The organism is Phyllobacterium sp. K27 (assembly GCF_054796155.1).
In genome coordinates this window covers 1-16,906 of record NZ_JBTWND010000004.1, presented here as the reverse complement: position 1 = coordinate 16,906, position 16,906 = coordinate 1, and the positions used below count along the sequence as shown (strand labels likewise).

At 53.5% G+C, this 16,906-nt stretch carries 18 protein-coding genes; 5 read left to right on the top strand and 13 right to left on the bottom strand.

Annotated features, from left to right (window positions below):
- The first annotated feature begins 143 nt into the window (after window positions 1–143).
- Together ACYJL1_RS21610 and ACYJL1_RS21605 are read left to right on the top strand one after the other, a co-directional pair.
- Complete coding sequence (locus tag ACYJL1_RS21610) at window positions 144–713, top strand: MarR family transcriptional regulator (RefSeq protein ID WP_460899954.1); 570 nt, start codon at window positions 144–146, stop codon at window positions 711–713.
- Between the two features lie 44 nt (window positions 714–757).
- Window positions 758–1,978: a glycosyltransferase family 4 protein gene (locus ACYJL1_RS21605; protein WP_460899209.1), complete on the top strand. Its 1,221-nt coding sequence runs from the start codon at window positions 758–760 to the stop codon at window positions 1,976–1,978.
- A gap of 7 nt (window positions 1,979–1,985) precedes the next feature.
- On the opposite strand, the gene ACYJL1_RS21600 is transcribed toward ACYJL1_RS21605, so the two are convergent.
- Genes ACYJL1_RS21600 through ACYJL1_RS21550 form a run of 11 tightly spaced genes read right to left on the bottom strand, consistent with a single transcriptional unit; the run spans window position 1,986 to window position 10,996 of the window.
- Window positions 1,986–3,134 carry a TrbL/VirB6 family protein gene (locus ACYJL1_RS21600; RefSeq protein ID WP_460899208.1) on the bottom strand — a complete coding sequence of 383 codons (1,149 nt, stop codon included), beginning with the start codon at window positions 3,132–3,134 and terminating at the stop codon, window positions 1,986–1,988.
- Between the two features lie 9 nt (window positions 3,135–3,143).
- On the bottom strand, window positions 3,144–3,329 hold the full coding sequence (locus tag ACYJL1_RS21595) for a hypothetical protein (RefSeq protein WP_460899207.1): 186 nt from the start codon (window positions 3,327–3,329) through the stop codon (window positions 3,144–3,146).
- Window positions 3,326–5,227 (bottom strand): VirB4 family type IV secretion/conjugal transfer ATPase, encoded by a 1,902-nt coding sequence (locus ACYJL1_RS21590; RefSeq protein WP_460899206.1) that lies wholly within the window; start codon window positions 5,225–5,227, stop codon window positions 3,326–3,328. Before ACYJL1_RS21590 ends, ACYJL1_RS21595 begins: the two co-directional genes overlap by 4 nt.
- A gap of 8 nt (window positions 5,228–5,235) precedes the next feature.
- Window positions 5,236–5,742 carry a hypothetical protein gene (locus tag ACYJL1_RS21585; RefSeq protein WP_460899205.1) on the bottom strand — a complete coding sequence of 169 codons (507 nt, stop codon included), beginning with the start codon at window positions 5,740–5,742 and terminating at the stop codon, window positions 5,236–5,238.
- Entirely contained in the window at window positions 5,739–6,038 is a 300-nt protein-coding gene (locus tag ACYJL1_RS21580; protein WP_460899953.1) for a VirB3 family type IV secretion system protein, read from the bottom strand. The genes ACYJL1_RS21585 and ACYJL1_RS21580 overlap by 4 nt, the downstream gene beginning before the upstream one ends.
- A gap of 4 nt (window positions 6,039–6,042) precedes the next feature.
- Complete coding sequence (locus tag ACYJL1_RS21575; RefSeq protein ID WP_460899204.1) at window positions 6,043–6,339, bottom strand: TrbC/VirB2 family type IV secretion system protein; 297 nt, start codon at window positions 6,337–6,339, stop codon at window positions 6,043–6,045.
- 4 nt (window positions 6,340–6,343) lie between these two features.
- Window positions 6,344–7,015, bottom strand: coding sequence for a lytic transglycosylase domain-containing protein (locus ACYJL1_RS21570; protein ID WP_460899203.1), 672 nt, complete (start codon window positions 7,013–7,015; stop codon window positions 6,344–6,346).
- Entirely contained in the window at window positions 7,012–8,124 is a 1,113-nt protein-coding gene (gene virB11 / locus ACYJL1_RS21565; RefSeq protein ID WP_460899202.1) for a P-type DNA transfer ATPase VirB11, read from the bottom strand. The genes ACYJL1_RS21570 and virB11 overlap by 4 nt, the downstream gene beginning before the upstream one ends.
- Window positions 8,121–9,482 (bottom strand): type IV secretion system protein VirB10, encoded by a 1,362-nt coding sequence (gene virB10, locus ACYJL1_RS21560; RefSeq protein WP_460899201.1) that lies wholly within the window; start codon window positions 9,480–9,482, stop codon window positions 8,121–8,123. Before virB10 ends, virB11 begins: the two co-directional genes overlap by 4 nt.
- A 3-nt stretch (window positions 9,483–9,485) precedes the next feature.
- Window positions 9,486–10,286 (bottom strand): P-type conjugative transfer protein VirB9, encoded by an 801-nt coding sequence (gene virB9, locus ACYJL1_RS21555; RefSeq protein WP_460899200.1) that lies wholly within the window; start codon window positions 10,284–10,286, stop codon window positions 9,486–9,488.
- Window positions 10,283–10,996 (bottom strand): VirB8 family type IV secretion system protein, encoded by a 714-nt coding sequence (locus ACYJL1_RS21550; RefSeq protein ID WP_460899199.1) that lies wholly within the window; start codon window positions 10,994–10,996, stop codon window positions 10,283–10,285. Before ACYJL1_RS21550 ends, virB9 begins: the two co-directional genes overlap by 4 nt.
- Window positions 10,997–11,396: 400 nt before the next feature.
- Between ACYJL1_RS21550 and ACYJL1_RS21545 the strand changes: the two genes are divergently transcribed.
- Both ACYJL1_RS21545 and ACYJL1_RS21540 read left to right on the top strand, forming a co-directional pair.
- The gene (locus tag ACYJL1_RS21545) at window positions 11,397–12,620 is read left to right on the top strand and encodes an adenylate/guanylate cyclase domain-containing protein (protein WP_460899198.1); all 1,224 of its coding nucleotides are present in this window, start codon (window positions 11,397–11,399) and stop codon (window positions 12,618–12,620) included.
- A gap of 338 nt (window positions 12,621–12,958) precedes the next feature.
- Window positions 12,959–13,699: a hypothetical protein gene (locus tag ACYJL1_RS21540; protein ID WP_460899197.1), complete on the top strand. Its 741-nt coding sequence runs from the start codon at window positions 12,959–12,961 to the stop codon at window positions 13,697–13,699.
- A gap of 14 nt (window positions 13,700–13,713) precedes the next feature.
- Here the strand turns inward: ACYJL1_RS21540 and ACYJL1_RS21535 are convergent, their stop codons facing one another.
- Window positions 13,714–15,087 (bottom strand): ISNCY family transposase, encoded by a 1,374-nt coding sequence (locus ACYJL1_RS21535; RefSeq protein WP_460899196.1) that lies wholly within the window; start codon window positions 15,085–15,087, stop codon window positions 13,714–13,716.
- Window positions 15,088–15,451: 364 nt separating this feature from the next.
- Complete coding sequence (locus tag ACYJL1_RS21530; RefSeq protein WP_460899195.1) at window positions 15,452–16,375, bottom strand: ISNCY family transposase; 924 nt, start codon at window positions 16,373–16,375, stop codon at window positions 15,452–15,454.
- Window positions 16,376–16,558: 183 nt separating this feature from the next.
- On the opposite strand from ACYJL1_RS21530, the gene ACYJL1_RS21525 reads away from it, so the two are divergent.
- Window positions 16,559–16,717 (top strand): hypothetical protein, encoded by a 159-nt coding sequence (locus ACYJL1_RS21525; protein WP_460899194.1) that lies wholly within the window; start codon window positions 16,559–16,561, stop codon window positions 16,715–16,717.
- Window positions 16,718–16,906 lie beyond the last annotated feature (189 nt).

The window sequence follows — 16,906 nt, the reverse complement described above, 5'->3', positions numbered from 1 at the left end:
AGGCCATAGACTAGTAAAGTAATACTGCGCAGAATGTGACAGAAAAAAGTTCTTACGGTGGGGAAATATTCAAAGGAGAACCGAAAACATACTTGTAACTTACTTCAAATTTTGAAGTAAACTTGATCATGGAGACCAAGATGATACAAAAACTTCTGCATGAAGAAGTGGAAGTCGAAACATCTATTGACGGCTACGATGCCGCCAATTTCCCCGAAATTACCGCAGAAAAACAGGGACATAGACATCCAGTTCATACAGTAGTTGTAAACGTTTTTGAGCTGGCAAGAATGATCGAGAGGGTCAATCGGCGGTTCGCGAGTTTGCTCAGGACAGAGATGACAAAACTCGGCGTTGAAGACGTTGGGCCAGCCCAGGCGATGGTTCTGCTGGCCATCGGTGACGTTGAGCTTTCCGTTGGAGAACTGCTTGACCGCGGCCATTATGTCGGCTCCAATATCTCCTATTATCTGAAGCAGCTTGCTGATGGGGGATATATTGACAGGGTAGCATCCCAGCGGGACAAACGATCTGCCCGGATCCGATTGACGGAAAAGGGCGAGCAGCTTTGTGCCAATCTGCGCGATGCCGGGGGCGCTTATAATCGGGTTCTGGCGAGGGATGATGGTGATCTGCGCAATCTCGAGATCGCATTTCAAACATTACATCGGCTTGAACTGGTGTGGGGTAATGCTGCACGTTACGGCATATAATATCTGTCCAGCATATGCTGTGACGCTCGAAAAGGACTGAAATCATGCATGTGGCATTCGTGCACAGACGTGGCTTCGGTCAATTTTCTGCTTTAGCTGAGCATCTTGCCTCCAGCGGACACGATGTCAGCCTCGTTTGTGAGACTGTAGACCGACGCCTCCCATCGGTCCGTGTCATCAGACACAGGGCAGAGCCCGGCCCACGATCGGATACTCAGATGGCAAAACATCTGGGTATACCGGACCACCATATCCGGATTGGTCATCGCGTGGCTGAGACATTCGAAGCTATGGTACGCCATGACCAGCAGCCAGACATCGTTATCGGCCATATAGGCTGGGGCAGCATGATGTTCGTAAAGGACGTGCTGCCACACGTTCCCGCGATAGGATATTGCGAGTTCTTCTATAGAGCTGATGGCGCTGATGTCGGGTTTGCACCCGATGACACGCCCGACGCAGATACGCGCAAGCGCCTGCGTTTGCGCAATATAGCCCAGCTTATCTCTCTTGAAGCCATCGACGGAGGCATCAGCCCTACGCAATGGCAGAAGAGCCTCTATCCAGCAGCAGCACAAAACCGCATCGCGGTCTGCCATGAAGGCGTGGACACCGAACGCTTTCGTCCCGACCGCAATGCCTCCTTGCGTCTACCGGACGGCCGCGTTCTGAGGGCAGGGGACCCGCCAATCATAACATTCGTTGCCCGCGACCTGGAGCCTTATCGCGGTTTTCCGCAAGCTCTGGAAGCGGCATCCAAAGTTCTTGCTAAAAATTCCGAAGCTCTCTTTATCTTCGTGGGCGGCGACGGTGTCAGTTATGGCAAACCGCCATCTGGTGGAGGTTCGTGGAAAGACGCCATGCTGGCGCAGCACAATGTTCCGGCCGACCGCGTCTTGTTCACAGGCCCTATCTCGCATGATCTGCTTCGTCAGCTCTATCAAATTTCCACAGCACATCTTTATCTGACCTATCCGTTCGTCCTGTCCTGGTCCGTCGTGGAGGCTATGGCATGTGGCGCTTTGATAATCGGATCGGATACTGCCCCGGTGCAGGAGATCATTCGCTCGGGGAAAAATGGCTTGCTTGTTCCGTTTTATGATACGGATGCTTTGGCCGACACCATCCTACGTGTTTTGCACAAGCCGGACGATTATATGCCTTTGCGCGTCGCCGCACGCAGGACAGTTGAACATCGTTTCCGGTTGGCAGACTGCCTGACACGCCAAAAAGCCTTGATCGGATCAGCAATCAAAGCTGGTTGATGCACTGCTATCGATTGCGGTTTTGCCGGTTTATCGCAGCATTTCTGTCCTGAACTTCACGCAAGCTTGTCTCCATTACGTTGGGAGGCCCAAAATGCCCTTGCGTCCCCACAGGACTTGTTCCACTTGTGTCGTTGGCCGATCTCTTGGCGACGGCATGCGAGCCCGCACGGATGGCGCTTCCAGCAATATCATAAACATTGGCGAACCATTCCTGGCCTGCGGCCGCAATCCGTCTCGTGAGAGGTGTGATCTGGATAAGCAGAAATAGACCGGTAAAGCATAACAGGACAAAAGGCCCCGTGTCTTTCATTGTCACCACTGCATTGCGATCATTGGCAACTTGCATGAAAGCCATAATGATGTCGAAAGTACCAAAGATATAGAAACTCAAAAAAACATAGAGAAAAACGGGAATGAGCGCGGTCTGTATGAGCCCGGACAGCCAGCCGGAGAAAAAGCGTGACGACACGGGAAACATCAGCAGAATGATAAAGACTGGTGCTAAAGCAAGAAGAATCCACAGAGCAATTTTGGCAAACAGGAACAATGCAGCTGCGTATCCGACGAAAAGTGCAGCAGCTATCCAGACAAGAACGGAATGAAACTGCGAGCTTAGCACGACACTTGAGGGGTCATTTGGGTCTTTGAGAACCGGCTGCTTGTTCTTGTATTGCGCCGGCACAGCCTGTGTCTCTTCGGTAGATGTCACGGGAGAGGGTGATGCAACATTATCTGCTGCTGCCTCGATCTTTAACGATGCCATGAGCGCGCCTTTGTAGACATCGGCAAGGTCGCGCGCTGGCGTCCCCAATGTCATCACTTTACCGCTGCGCGGGTTGACGATCTTATTCAGCATGACGCTACTTATGAAATAAGGCGTTCCCTCTATAGCCTTCATCACATTGGACTGAAACGGCCCCCATTGTGCGACCACCGCGAAGATGATCGCCATACGCAACAGCTTGAAGACCATCGTCAAGAGGTTGGTATCGCCGCGTCCTTGCCAAAAACGAAAACCCCAGAAAATGAGATAGAGCACCAAAAGCGCGCCCATAGCGGGTGTCAGATAGGCGGCAAAAACCCGGTAGACAGCACCGCTAAAATCTTTGCCCATACTATCGATATTGGAGAACAGCGCAGTGAATGCTTCCATTCGCCGAGCCTATTGTGTGGTCAGAACGGCGTGATTGAGCGCCTCATTGACGGGAAGAAGCGGCCCACAATCATCAGGCCCAAAGGCTGCGGCCGATGCGGGAAGCGCACATGGCGTCTTCAGTCTGGACTGGCTTGAACAGGCGACGGAAAAAACAAGGACAAACAGCAAAAGGCCCCGATAGAGAATTTTCAACGTATATCTCCTTGTCCGCAAAAAACAGGTAGCCAGCCTGCAGGATCGTCGCCAAGTTTTTCACGCAATACGTCAAGCTCCTTTATTGTCTCCGCTCTACCGGACAGCACTTTGAGCAGATCGTCCATCCCGCTCAGCCGCAGTCTCGCAATGACTGATTCCCGACCATGTTTGATCAAGAATGAACGGCTCGACGGATCGGTCGTCTTAATCCAGTTGACTTCCCTCGAAGAAAGTCCGAGCGAACCGCCGTGACTGTCCTCATCTGCGTGCGGATTTGGAAAAAACATGTGGGTCGCGCTCTGTTCGATGAGCGTATTCGCTATAGGGGAGTTCACGATATCTGCGGCGCTCTGAGTGCCAAAGCCTATAATGCCGTTGAATTTGCGGATCGTTTTCATCTTATCTTTGATGAAGGCCGCAAATATTTCATCGTCCAGCAATCGCCAACCCTCGTCCAGAAAAATCAAGATCGGGCTGCCGTCAAGCAAGTCCTCCAGACGGTGAAAGATGTACATCAGCGACGCGCTTCGCGTGAGGGGATCATCCAATATCTTTGACATGTCAAATCCGGTAACGGACGACCAACTGAACCGATCCTGTAGATTATTGAATAGCCACCCCAATTGATCAGCGCGCAGCCACTTTTCAAAGCGCGCCAGGAGGTCATCATCGCCAGCACGAATGCGCCCTCGCAACAAAGTGGCAAAAGCCGGCAATGTCCGAGCCTCGGGCGCCGAGGTCAGGATGTGGGCAATTGCGGTGCGAATAACACCCTCCTCACTCGCCGGCAGTGTCAAACCATGTGGGCGCCGCAACATCAGCGAAAAAAGCTGAAACAGAAACTCCCGGTTGGCAGCTGTGTCTGGCAGGTGTAACGGATTGAAACCTGTCGGCACCCCTGGCTGCAACACCTCATAATTTCCACCGAGTGCACGGATAAAAATCTCTCCGCCGCGGTCCTTGTCAAAAAACACACAGCGAGGTGTTGGTTTAATGCGCTGCGATTGCGCCATCAGAAATGAAAGGGCAACAGTCTTTCCCGAACCGGAGGGTCCAATCATGGTGAAATTACCAAGATCGCGTACATGAAAATTGAAGAAATACGTACTCTGGCTGGTTGTCTCCAGCAGTGATATCGGCCCGCCCCAATGATTGCCGGTGGATTGACCCGCTGGAAAATTATGCAGCGATAGAAACCCCGCAAAATTTTTGGAGGAAATCATCGCCGACCTTGCGATGTAAGAAAAATTGCCGGGCAACTGTGCCCAGAACGCCGCTTCGCTGTTTAAATCCTCCCGCAACCAGAGCACGGACTGATCCGTCAAAGTTGATCCGACTGCGCGAATGCAACGATCAAGTTCCGCCTTGTCCGCTCCAAGGCACATAACCGACAGATGATGCTCTCCGTAAATTGAACGTGAGCTTAAAAGCTCATCGCGCGCTCCGGCAAGTTGATTGCCGACGATTGATCCGGCCTCATCTGCCATGGCAATCTGCCGCGACACGCGCTCCATCTGGTTCTGCGCAACGGGTTTGTCGACAATTGCAAAGCTTTGACTGACCACAAACTCGTGCGGAATCTTCAGCAATCCATCCAGAAGCATAGGACCCGTATAACTTGGATACTCCCGCACCGATAACATTGCACCAATACGAGAGTCGTCAGGAGGTGACGCACCAACAAATTCAACGGCATTGCGACCGAAATGAATGCGTTTCATCGCCAGAGCGCCGTCAAGCGGCATGCGCGGCAATCGCATCGGCACGGGCTCCAACCCGTTCACCAGTTGTACCAGAAATTCCAACGGCTCTGAGAAATAGCTTCCAGGCGCAGGTTCACGAATGCCGAGTATGCGCGCCTGATAGTCCTGAAGCACATCACGGACACCAGACACAGCATCGTTTAACTCACGCAGTTCTTCTGCCTCGCCCTGCCGCCGGCTTCCGCTTTTTTGCCAAAGATTCTTTTGCCGAGCGCATCGATCAACCCTACCTGCCCCCGCAGTGGACGCCGAACAATGGTGATGTACATCTCATTGACGAACATGCGACGTTCTTGCAGCTGCGCCATGTAGCGCCGGTTCAGCTCATCGGCGAACGCACTCTCGAAATTACCGCCCAGCGTCGGTATCAAACGCCGTCGAAGCAGGTGCCCGTAGACAGCAAAACGGCTATTGCCAAGCGAACGCAAGATTGTATTCCGGCCTTCCAACTTGGCGTTGATTTGCGCCATATCAGCGGTTTCGAAACAGAAGCCTTCCAGTTTCATGACACTCAGAAGCAGGCCGTCCTTGGTCCGCAGCACCTTGTCATCTACGTGTCTCGTATAGGGGATGTGGGCCGCTACCGACCGTTCGCGGGTGGCTTGAGCGCCGTGAAGCATCTCCTTGCGTACCAAACGCGATATCAAAGCTGCTCTCCTGGCGCATAGCTCCTGACACCCCACAAGGCTTGCGATTGTGGCGGTGTCTTCGATCCCTTAACCCTCAAAATGTTGAATATCTGCTCATCACGCAACGTAAGAAAATAACCGAAACTGTGAATGGGCAAGACAAGGAGCAGTGAAAGCAAGCTTTTCGTCGCCAGAAATATGACTGCAGTTACAACCATGTTGAACATCGCAAACATATAGGGCACCCCAAACAGGGTTGGCGCACGGGTCAAAGCCTTGACAAGCGGGGTCATTTCGGGCGCTTCTTCGACCATTGGATCAATGCCCCAGCGCGCTGCGGAAAAATGCAACAATCTGCGTCGATCCAAACACCAGAACAATGCCCATTATCACCGAGCCCGCAATGCCCCAGGTAAAGCGGCCGCTCCAGGCTAGAAACCCGCAGCTTATAACGGCAAGGATTGCAAGCATTGATGCAATTGGCCCTGTAAGCACCGAAATCAATGTTTCGAGCATACCGGTAACGGGCTGAATACTCTGTGCGAAGGCTTCCTTGGCGAAGCAAGTGACCAGGACAAATATGAGAAGTTTAAAAAGGCGCGATTGAAAAAACACAATATTACTCCACGTGAAGAACGAAGCCTTGGCTCCATGTTTCCGGATTGCCGTCCGGTGTTTGATTGTGATCCGTTGACTGGTGTGCCCGCTTTCTTGGAGAGCCCTTGGCAAATGGCTGCCAACCATAGAGGTCTGTCAGGACGGCAGAGACATACTGAACTGTTTCCGGGTAAAGCGGCAGACCGCCATTTCGCTCCACGGCGCTTTCGCCCGCATTATAGGCAGCAAGGACATAAATTGGATTTTGATACTTCTTCTGAAGTAGCCGCAAATATCTGATACCACCGCGCCCATTGTCCTCAGGGTCACAAATGTCGACTTGAAAGCGTTTCGCGGTATCTGGCATTAGCTGCATCAATCCCACAGCTCCCGCATCGGAAACGCTCTCCATACGAAAGCCGCTTTCCCGTCGTGCGATTGCAACCAACAGATCCGCATCGAACTCTTCTTCCTCAGCGACCTTACGGACGATTGCTTCGCCCTGTCGGGCATCTATTGGTGAGGCACCGACACAGGATTTTGCAGGAGAAGCTGGACCGAACCGCTCCGGATCAATCACTGCGCCGGGCGCTGCAACTGTGATTTTGACAGGTTCGCGATTGTCCTGCGCCAACGCAGGTCCAATATTGAGAAAAAGCATGCACACTAGAACATTGATGATACGGTTTTTCATAATGGCCGCCCCACAGGAGCAAAGCCTTGCCGCTGAAGATGCAAGGGTTCGGAACTCTTGATACCCATACAACCCCTGTGCCGCACAAAAGGATCGTAGTATATTTCGGTCAACATGCCAGGAGAGCCATTATGCCGTCCTAATTGGATGACCAGTGGCAAAGTTGCCCGCAAGGTTTCCACAAGCTCTGCTTTACTCAAGCCAAAGCCGCCAGCTCCATTTTGCAGGATCAGTAAGGCCAAACGACTATAGGCCGACTGCGGGGAATTGGCATGCACCGTGGAGAGAGAACCTGGATGACCTGTATTGATTGCTTGAAGAAAGTCCAAAGCTTCCCCGCCTCGCACTTCGCCAAGCAGCAGGCGATCCGGACGCATGCGCAAGGACGCCTCAACCAAACGGCGCGGATCAATACGCGCTATATTCTGATTGCCACGCGTTGCGATAAGCTGGACATGATTTGGCTGGCCCGGCTTCAACTCAGGCGTATCTTCGATGGTGATCAACCGCTCATGGGTTGGAATTTCCTGCATCAAAGCATTCAGAAATGTAGTTTTTCCTGACCCTGTGCCACCCGAGACCATGATGGACACTCGGCGTTTCACCGCCTCCCGCAGGAAAAACTCGATATCCCCTTGCCCCAAAATTTCACACAGCACGCTTTCATCATCAGTGAGGCTTGATGTGCTATCCGTGATCCGGGCAGACTGCAGCGCATGCGAAGCGGCATAATCTGCAAGATTAAGCTGACGTGCGACCTGTCGGCGGATAACAATTGCGCCACCGGCAGGCGCTGCAGGAGACAGCACGGCTTGAACGCGCGCTCCGTCGGGCAGAGACGCTGACAACAAGGGCTCTTCCTCATTGATGAACTGATGGCTCGCAGCGGCTACCCGTTCGGCCATGAAGCGAATCCGGTCGCTTGACAATTCCGGTATTGAATAGCGCTGCATTCCCGCTACTGACTGGCCTGAATCCCGCGCTCGTTCAACAAACAAGCTACCCGGTTCGTTGATGCACACCTCGATAACATCCGGTGCACGCAACAAATCGCGCAGTGGCGCGAATGCCAGATCAATTAACTCGGAGAACGGCGCGGTGAAGTTCACTGCAACCCTCCCTTATAAACAGGAGCGCGCCACTTTTCGTCCCGGGCACCATGACGCCCACGCCTAAGCTCTTTGAGCTTTTCCATGACCGGATCAGGATAGAGATCGGAAAAATCGAGATCGCGTTTGACGAAAATCGCAACCGGTGTCCCCTGATTTATACTGATCGTTGGCTGGATGTTTACGGTGCCCTTCAGAGCCTCCTGTGCAACTTGGGCAAAACCCTCAGCCAACACTTGCGCGCCTTTTTGACCAAGGTTCGCGCCAATGCTGTCTTCATCATCATCGGGATATGTTATGATTTGCGTGGTTATATTTGTCGCCGGATCAGTCGTCTTCGTGATGATGGGCTGAGAGCGTCGCCGACGGCTAGCACTCAAAGATGGTTCAGCCAACAACTGCGGTGCAGCGGATAGGGTGGTCAATAGGATGGCAGAGCCAAAGCGCTTGAAATAGTGATTGTTGACATGACCGCCAGAGCCCGTGACGCCCAGTTCGTCTGTTCCCGGCGAACCCAGACTCAAGGAAACCCCGTCAGCTCGCAAGAGCCGCGTCCATACAATGAATGCCCGCGTCTGCCCTTGTGCAAGACCGGCATTATACTCACCTATCAAGCGCGTGCCAGAAGGAACAAGCACCCTTCGCCCGTCAAATGACCAGACATCTTCGGTGGTTACTGCTCGCACCATGCCCGGCAAATCTGTCTGAACGGCAGTCTCCAGCACACCGCGTATCATGGTTCCCTGCGGAACAAGGGCATCAATGCGTTTGACCCGCTCTGCTATGGAGACTTCAACCGGCTTTGCCGATAAAGCACCTAAAAGAAGTGAGTTCGGATTGGTATCCTGAAACGTTGCAACACCTTTAGCAGTTTCTTCCGGCATCTTGGTGGGATCAATGGGAGCAGGTTCAGATGAGCCTGCTTCCGATACAACCATTGGTGACCGATAACGCTCCCATTTCTTTTGGTCATTTTCGGCGTCTCGTGCGGCGCGTTCGGCTTCTGCAGCCCGCTTCTGTTCCTCGAATTCCGCCCTTTGCCGAGCGAGTTCTTCAGCTGCCGCTGTATCTACTCGGGGCTCTATGCTGCGGGAAGACTGCTCTGGTGAGGGAGGGGCTGGTGGCGGCAGGATCAATTCTACTCGTGGTGGTGGCAATAAATTTTCATCAGCTTCACCATCGCCATGTTCCGGGGTTGCCGAACCCTGAAGCCAAAAAGGCATTGCAAGGAGCGGTATTATCAAAACGCCAAATACAATAGCCAATGCGGTCTTGCTCAAGCTTCTTTTCGGCTCAAGCAATTGCGACTGCAGTGCGTCGTCCAGTTCAATGCTGCGATGATATCCAGGATCAGGCATGGATTAGTTGATCCTCCTGACTGATGGCTCGCGCGCCGTCGCAATGGAACTGCTTTTTCTCAGATTGAAGAGGCATAATGCGAGGTCTCCACGACGCAGCACCCATTGGCTGGCAATCTTGTCGACAACGATGTACTCGCCCTCACGACGAAAATTAGCAATGATTTCTCTTTTACCGCCTTCAACGACAAAGATTGATGGGATATCACCGTCGAAGCGAAACCATGTCTTGATGCCATCGTCGAAAGCGTTCTTGGGCTTGAGTTCACGATCGCCACGAAAACTATAGTCGGTATTGCTCGTCTCGAACCTGAAATTGTCCCTGTTGGGCTCAGACACCAATTGCCGGGCTTTTGCCAGCAGGTTTGCATCCGCCTCTTCATCGGGGTAGCGAAATTTGACCATAAAGGTCTGATCACCTTCAGATACTGCTCGAGACCGCAAGATGAAGGTATAGGCACGCTTATCGCTGACAACATTCATGTTGGTAACGGTTTTCGACTCGACCGGCTTTAGAAAGATGATATTCCCACGCTTGTTAGGCTCAATCTTCCACGAGAGACTGTCCCCAACCGCCACCGTTTCGATTTTCTCGCTGTCGCCGAACACAATCATTGTGGAAACACCATGGGTTGCATCCACTGAAACGACATTGACGGGATTATAACTAACGGTTCGCACCCGCGAATCGGCTGCGCCACGTCGCGGTGCAATCTCGGCCAGACCTTGAGTTGCGGCGCCACAAAACCCGATCACGCTCAACAAAAACCCGGCTTGGCATAAGGCCTGGCGCCTCCTGCTCATGGCTGTCCTCCAGCGGACGACGAAAGACTTTCCTGATCCCGGCGATAATCCGTAATCTGGAACCCAAGCGGATTGTCAAAGCGCCATTCGTTGGATTGCGGCGCACGCGTGTAGTGAAAGTGCATAAGTGCAACCCAATGCTCCTCTGCACTACCTGCCTGCCCGACACGCTGAGTAGAAAACCTGACAATCGCTGTTCTGTTATTAGGTATCTGGATAGACTTGATTACAGGCAGAATTCTTGTTTCCCGGCCATAAAGGTTGACGGGGTTGGACGGACTGGAAGGGTTGTACAAATTCAAAAGGTCGCGCCCCGCATCACCTGTCGAGAGCATTTGCGCCAGATCGAAATCCTCTTGGAGTGAAGCCGGGTCATAGGTTTCCCGCGCGCGCAGATAACGCACAACATTCATGCGGGTGATGGCTTCATTCTGGGTCAGATCACCTTCGGCGAGGGGGCGCTTAATCTCCATGAACCCCGTGGTTTTGTCGACCTCAATCACGTAGGGCTCGAAAGTCTTCAGCGGCAGCAGCATGGCAAGACAACCCATTGCGATGGCAGTCAGGACACAGCTGAACGCAGCAATCACCCAAGCGATCAAGCGTGACCGCTTAACCGAGCGAATAACGTCATTCTCCCAGCGGATTGCCTCGCTGAAATAGGCAGCATCCGGCCCGGTCTTTGGTTCACCAGACAAGGAACTGCTCACCAGAACCAGCCAGCTTGATAGACTTGTTCATTCTCGCAAATGCTGGCAGCAAAACTCTCAAAATTACACCTGAAACAAATACAGTATTTAATGAGGTAGATCGAAAAACCGTTGAATATTGCCGGCAACAGATCAAAAATTGACCGGCACGACTTTTCATCAATCAGACCTATTGCCTTTTGCGAGTATTAAGCTGTGCGGTTCAAGTCAATACAACTTAAGTCTGATATGCACTGGGTAACTATTCAGATCTTTCAAATTTAGTGCAACTTTACAATAGCTTACACCGAATCATTCCACATTGGTGCAGAATGCCGATGTTTGAATCGGTGAGAAGTAGCCAGTCTTTGTAAAACTGCGTAACAGTGCTATCCATTTCATCCCAAAGGCAAACATAGCAATGAACGACGCCCAGATCGCGGAAATTGAAACCTGGCTGGACATACAAGGGCTCTCCGGCACCAGCGAAACAGAACTTATGAACGGGTTTTGTCAGCGTTGTCTTGATGCCGGAATCCGGCTTGAGCGGGCGAACGCCTTCGTCGACACCTTGCATCCCATTTATGAAGGCAGAGTGTTTTTATGGCGCAGAGAAGGGAAGGTCGAGCGCGCAATCATTGAATATGGCTCTTCGCAGGAAGGTGAAAGCGCAAGCTATTGGCAGACATCGACCTTTTACAGCATGCTGAATGCTGGTGAGGATGAAATGCGCGTGCATCTGGCCCGAGCGGAGGCCCCAGGCTTCCAGCATCTCATCACTTTGAAGGAGGAAGGATGTACCGACTACCTTGCTCTTATAAATCGCTTCTCTTCTGAAGGCAGTATCGGCGAGATGGATTGCTTTTATTCATCATGGACAACTGACGAGCCACATGGTTTCGATGAAGAAAACCTTGCTGCAATTCGCCGGATGGTTCGCGGATTGGGGCTGGCGATAAAATGTGCTTCACTGACGCGTATCGTCCAGACTTTGGCCGATGTCTATCTTGGGCATGATGCTGCCAAGCGCGTTCTTGCCGGGCGGATCAATCGAGGATCGGCAGAGCGCATTGAAGCGGTCTTGTGGTACTCTGATCTGAGAGGCTATACGCGCATTTCGGACACGGCGTCGCCTGACGCAATCATTCCCATGCTCAATGACTATGCTGAGGCGGCCATTTCCTCGATACAGGAAGCGGGTGGTGACGTACTTAAGCTTATGGGCGATGGAATTCTCGCGATCTTCACCAATGGCGTCTCTGCGGAGGCTTGCGCTGCAGCACTGAAGGCGCAATCTTTATTACGCAAGCGTCTTGTTACCCTTAATCACGTTCGCGTTGCTGATGGTGCTCCTGCTACCGATGTATATCTTGGCTTGCATATAGGAGAAGTGTTCTACGGCAATATCGGCAGCGATACGCGCCTTGATTTCACAGTTGTCGGTCCGGCAGTAAACGAAGTCAGTCGTATCGCATCAATGTGTCGCTCGGTTGACCAGGACGTATTGATTTCTGATAGTTTCGCCGCGGCTTTACCAAGCGAGTTGCGCCACCAGCTCGTGTCTGTCGGGCGCTATGCCTTGCGGGGAGTAGGCAGGGCGCAAGAGCTTTTCACTCTTGACTTGGCCGCAGCTGGAAAGAAGTAGGCGTTCATCCATCGTCAACTGCGTAAAATTGCGGGGCATTCCATCCTCCTGAAAACAAAGAGGGTTTTGTACGTGTCGCATTTGAAAATAGAATGTACTCGGTACCATACAATGTGGCAGCAAGGTTGAAATGTCACTTTGGGCGTTGTCAGCCATTTGGAATACGGCACTTCAGCTCCGCCGCAAGCCCCCGACCGAACCGGCTGGACCGGGTTGCAAGGGAAGGGCGGGGGCGGGTGAGATAGCGCTGCTGGCTTTAGCTTTCTCTGTAGCATTTGAGCCGCCACCAGTTGATACTCGCACGCATTGATTGATGCAGGGTGGAGACGGGATCGGTAATGCTTCCGAAGATCAAACTATCAGGCGATGTGGATGTGGTCGCTCTGTCGCCGCTGATGCGCGGCATCGTCCTGGCTCTGTCCTATGCCGAGACCCAGGGCGGCATCGGCCTGACTGCCACCGGCGCTGTGAACCGCAAGTTCGTGCACTGGACTGCCATCCACTTCAACTGGCCCGGCTATAGCTTTGACGAACTCTACAGCGCGAACAAGGTCCTCAATGAATCCGACATGCCACCGCTTTGGGTCGTGCGCGACATCACCCGCCATCTAAAACTCCTGCGCCGCAGGAAAGACGTGCTGGTGCCAACGAAACGCGGTCAGGACTTTCTGGCAAGACCGGAAGCTTGCTTCGATCTGGTCGCCACGGATTATCTCTATGCCTATGTCCATCACGGACAAAATCCGGACGATATACGCGACCGAATGCAATGGTGGGGCGTCTTCCTCAATCTCATCAATATCATGACGACCTCAGGATGCTCGCTGGACGAAATGGCAAACGAACTGTTCCCAGGAGAAGCCTATCCTTTGACGGAAGAAAAAATGTCTGTGGAAGATCAGGCGCTGAGATCCGAGTTTCGTTACAGCGTCATTCGCCCGCTTTGCAGGCTCGGGCTACTTTATGAAGATCGTGAGGGCCTGACCATCTGGCAACAGGGAACCTATCACAAAACGCCATTATGGACAGCTTGCCTGCAACTGGAATCCGATACGCAAACCTTGATCGGCGTCCATTGATAAGGCCGCAACCTTCACCCGGCAGGAGTCTGCCGAGATAGCGCTTTCTCACGCCGCGCGATGACTGCGGGATCATTCATAAAATCCTTCCGCCGTCCCGGGCCGCGAAACCGCTTGACGTAGCCGTTCTTGTCGCTGTTGGTCTTCACGGTCGGCTTTTTTTGTTCGTCCTGATGTTCCTTGATATAGGCCAGAACATCGCCCAATCGCTTGTTCTCGGTGATCGCCGTATGCGTTACCCGCTGATTCTTGTCGAACACCCTATAGGGCAGGCAGTGCCCCTTCCAGCGTACATCAAGGCGGCCATCCGCATAGGCATAGGTCTCGACATAGCAACCGACCAGACCACGTGTCACATCGGTCTCCTCCAGCATGATCCGCTGGCGCTCAAATGAAAACGTCAGCTGCGATCCGACATAACGCTGCTCGCGCTTGCACAGGATCTCCTGCAGCCGATCCGGAGTCAGATTCAAAGGACGATGCAAATCCTCGGGCCGGGCAGGGACGACCGAAAATCGTGCGTTATAACGGTTCATGAAACTCTCTAAAAACGCATTGCCTGCCGCCATATTGTCGATCCCGGCCAGCCGCAATGCCTTGACCAAGCGATCCTGCAATGTCCGGTTCATTCGTTCGACACGGCCTTTGGCCTGGCTTGAATTTGCACAGAGAATCTCGATGTTTAGCTCGCATAACGCACGCCCAAACTGGGTCATGGCCTGGCCACCCCTGGCATCCTTCTTTGCCACCCGGAACACCGAATGCTTGTCAGAATAGAAGGCAATCGGGGCGCCGTGACGCTTAAGATACAGCGCCAGTGCTTCAAAGTACGAAAACGCACTTTCCGAACGCACGAACCGCAACTCCATCAACTTGCCCGTCGCATCGTCGATGAAGACCAATAACGAACATGGATCGCCACGATCTTCGAACCAGCGATGATCCGATCCATCAATCTGCACCAGCTCACCATAAGCCTCGCGTCGCAGCCGCGGCTGATGAAACGTCCGGCGCTGCTTGCGCGACAACCAGATGCCGGCATCCACCATCCAGTGGCGCAGCGTCTCACGCGACACACGCAGCCCATCACGTTCAGCCAGCATCTCCGAGGCCAGGGTCGGGCCGAAGTCCGCATAACATTCACGAACCAGCGTCACCGCATAATCCCGAACGCCATCGCTGAACCGGTTGTTCGACGGCCGGCCGATCGCCTTGTGCCGGATCGAGACCGCACCGTCCGCGCGCATCCGCTCCAACAGACGACGGACCTGGCGTGTGCTCAAGTCAAGAACATGGGTCGCCGACACCAACGTCATCCGCCCAGCCATCACTTTCGACAGAACTTCGATCCGCTGCAGGTCGCGTTCGCTCATCGCTATCAATCCCATCTGCAATCTCCCACACGTCAATCAGACGCGGGGAGTGTGACATTCCAACTTTGCAGAAACAGGACACTTCAACTTTGCGGCTACACATCTTGTCAAAGCATTTTAAAGAAGAGACATTGCTGGCAATGTAGAAATGCAACAATGGCCAATTCTGATTACTAGGACTGTCGGGGATATTCTTCTCGTAAAGCAGCAACGCCAGCCGCCGACCGGCGCAGCTGGTCAGGGTTGCGCAGCCCGGTCGGTGGCGGATAGGATTCGTTGCGAGCAATACTTCAGCTTTGACAGCCGGATCCCATCCGTCATTCCGTCGCCTTCGTGCGTGCAATGGCTTGCTGCCGCCGGGCAATGACAGCGGGATCGTTCATGTAATCCGTCCGGCCGCGTGGTTTACGCTTTTGATAGCCATTGCTCTGGCTGCCGTCGGGAAGGCCAAACATATGGCTGGTCTGGCCAGTGCGGCGCGGTCCGCTCTGGCTGCGCTGGAGCGCACGGCCGGATTGCATCTCGGAAACGAAAAAGCCAGGACCTCGTCCAGACGCTTGTTCTCGACAACTTCCGACCGCTGCACCGAACGCAGTTTGTCGAAGGTCCTGTAGGGCAGGGTGATCCCGTCATGCATGACCTCCAGGCGACCGTCCGGGTAGTCGCACACGATGACCTTCTCACCCGCCACCCGCTTGGCAACATCCGTGGGCTCAAGGATGAACAGCACCTTGTCATAGCGTAGCGTCAGCATCTGCGACAGCTTGCGCACTTCCTTGCGGCACATGGCACCATCGAGATTCTCATGAGCGGCCAAGGGCGATGCATGTTCTTGGGATTGCGCGGCTCCTTGCCAAAACGCGCGTTGAAAATCGGCAATGAACGCAGGCGCGAAACCATTCGCCGCCTCGATCGTGCTGACATCATGCAGACGCAGTTCCTTGACCAGCCTGTCCTGCAGGGTCTGGTTGGCGCGCTCGACCCGGCCCTTGGCCTGCGGAGTGTTGGCGCAGATAATGTCGATGTTGAGTTCATGCAGCGCGCGGCCAAATTGCGTGAAGCCGCTCGTCCGGTCCAGGTTAGAAGCATGGGTCGTGCGGAAGATGCCATGCTTGTCGCTGTAAAAGGCCAGCGGCTTGCCCCAATCCTGCAGGTAGGCCTTCGCGGCATGGAAATAGTCGAACGTGTTCTCTCCGACCTGGCAAAGCGTAAGTGAAGGAGCTTGCCCCGTCGCATCATCAATGAAAACCAAAAGCGCGCATTTGGGGACCGCGATCCTCGAACCACCAATGGTGCGAGCCATCAATCTGCACCAGCTCGCCGAAGCACTCACGGCGATTGCGCGGCTGATGCAAACGCTTCTTGCGTTCCCGGCGTGAGGTCCACAGACCAGCCTGCGTCATCCATTGCCGCAAGGCCTCCTTGCTGATCCCGATCCGGTGACGCTCGGCCAGCTTCTCGCAGGTGCAAGCGTAGGGCCGAAGTCATGATAGTGTTCACGCACGATATCCAGAACCGCATTGCGAAAGGCTTCCGGGTAACGCCGGTTGCTCGGGCCGAAGCCGGCCGCGCTTCTTCGACACAAGCCCATCCTCACCGTCACGATCGTAAGCAGCAAGCAGGCGGTGCATATGGCTTCGGCTGATCGGACAGCAACCTGGCAGCGTTGCTGACGACTCAACCGATTCGTCTCTGACTTTTAGAACCGCCTCAAGGCGATGAAACTCTTTCTGGGGACAGTAGTAACAAGACAAGGCATGGCAGCTCCACGATCAATCAGATGGATTAAAAACGCCAAACCTTCCTTTCCTCAAGTTCAGTGTGGATCGGGGGC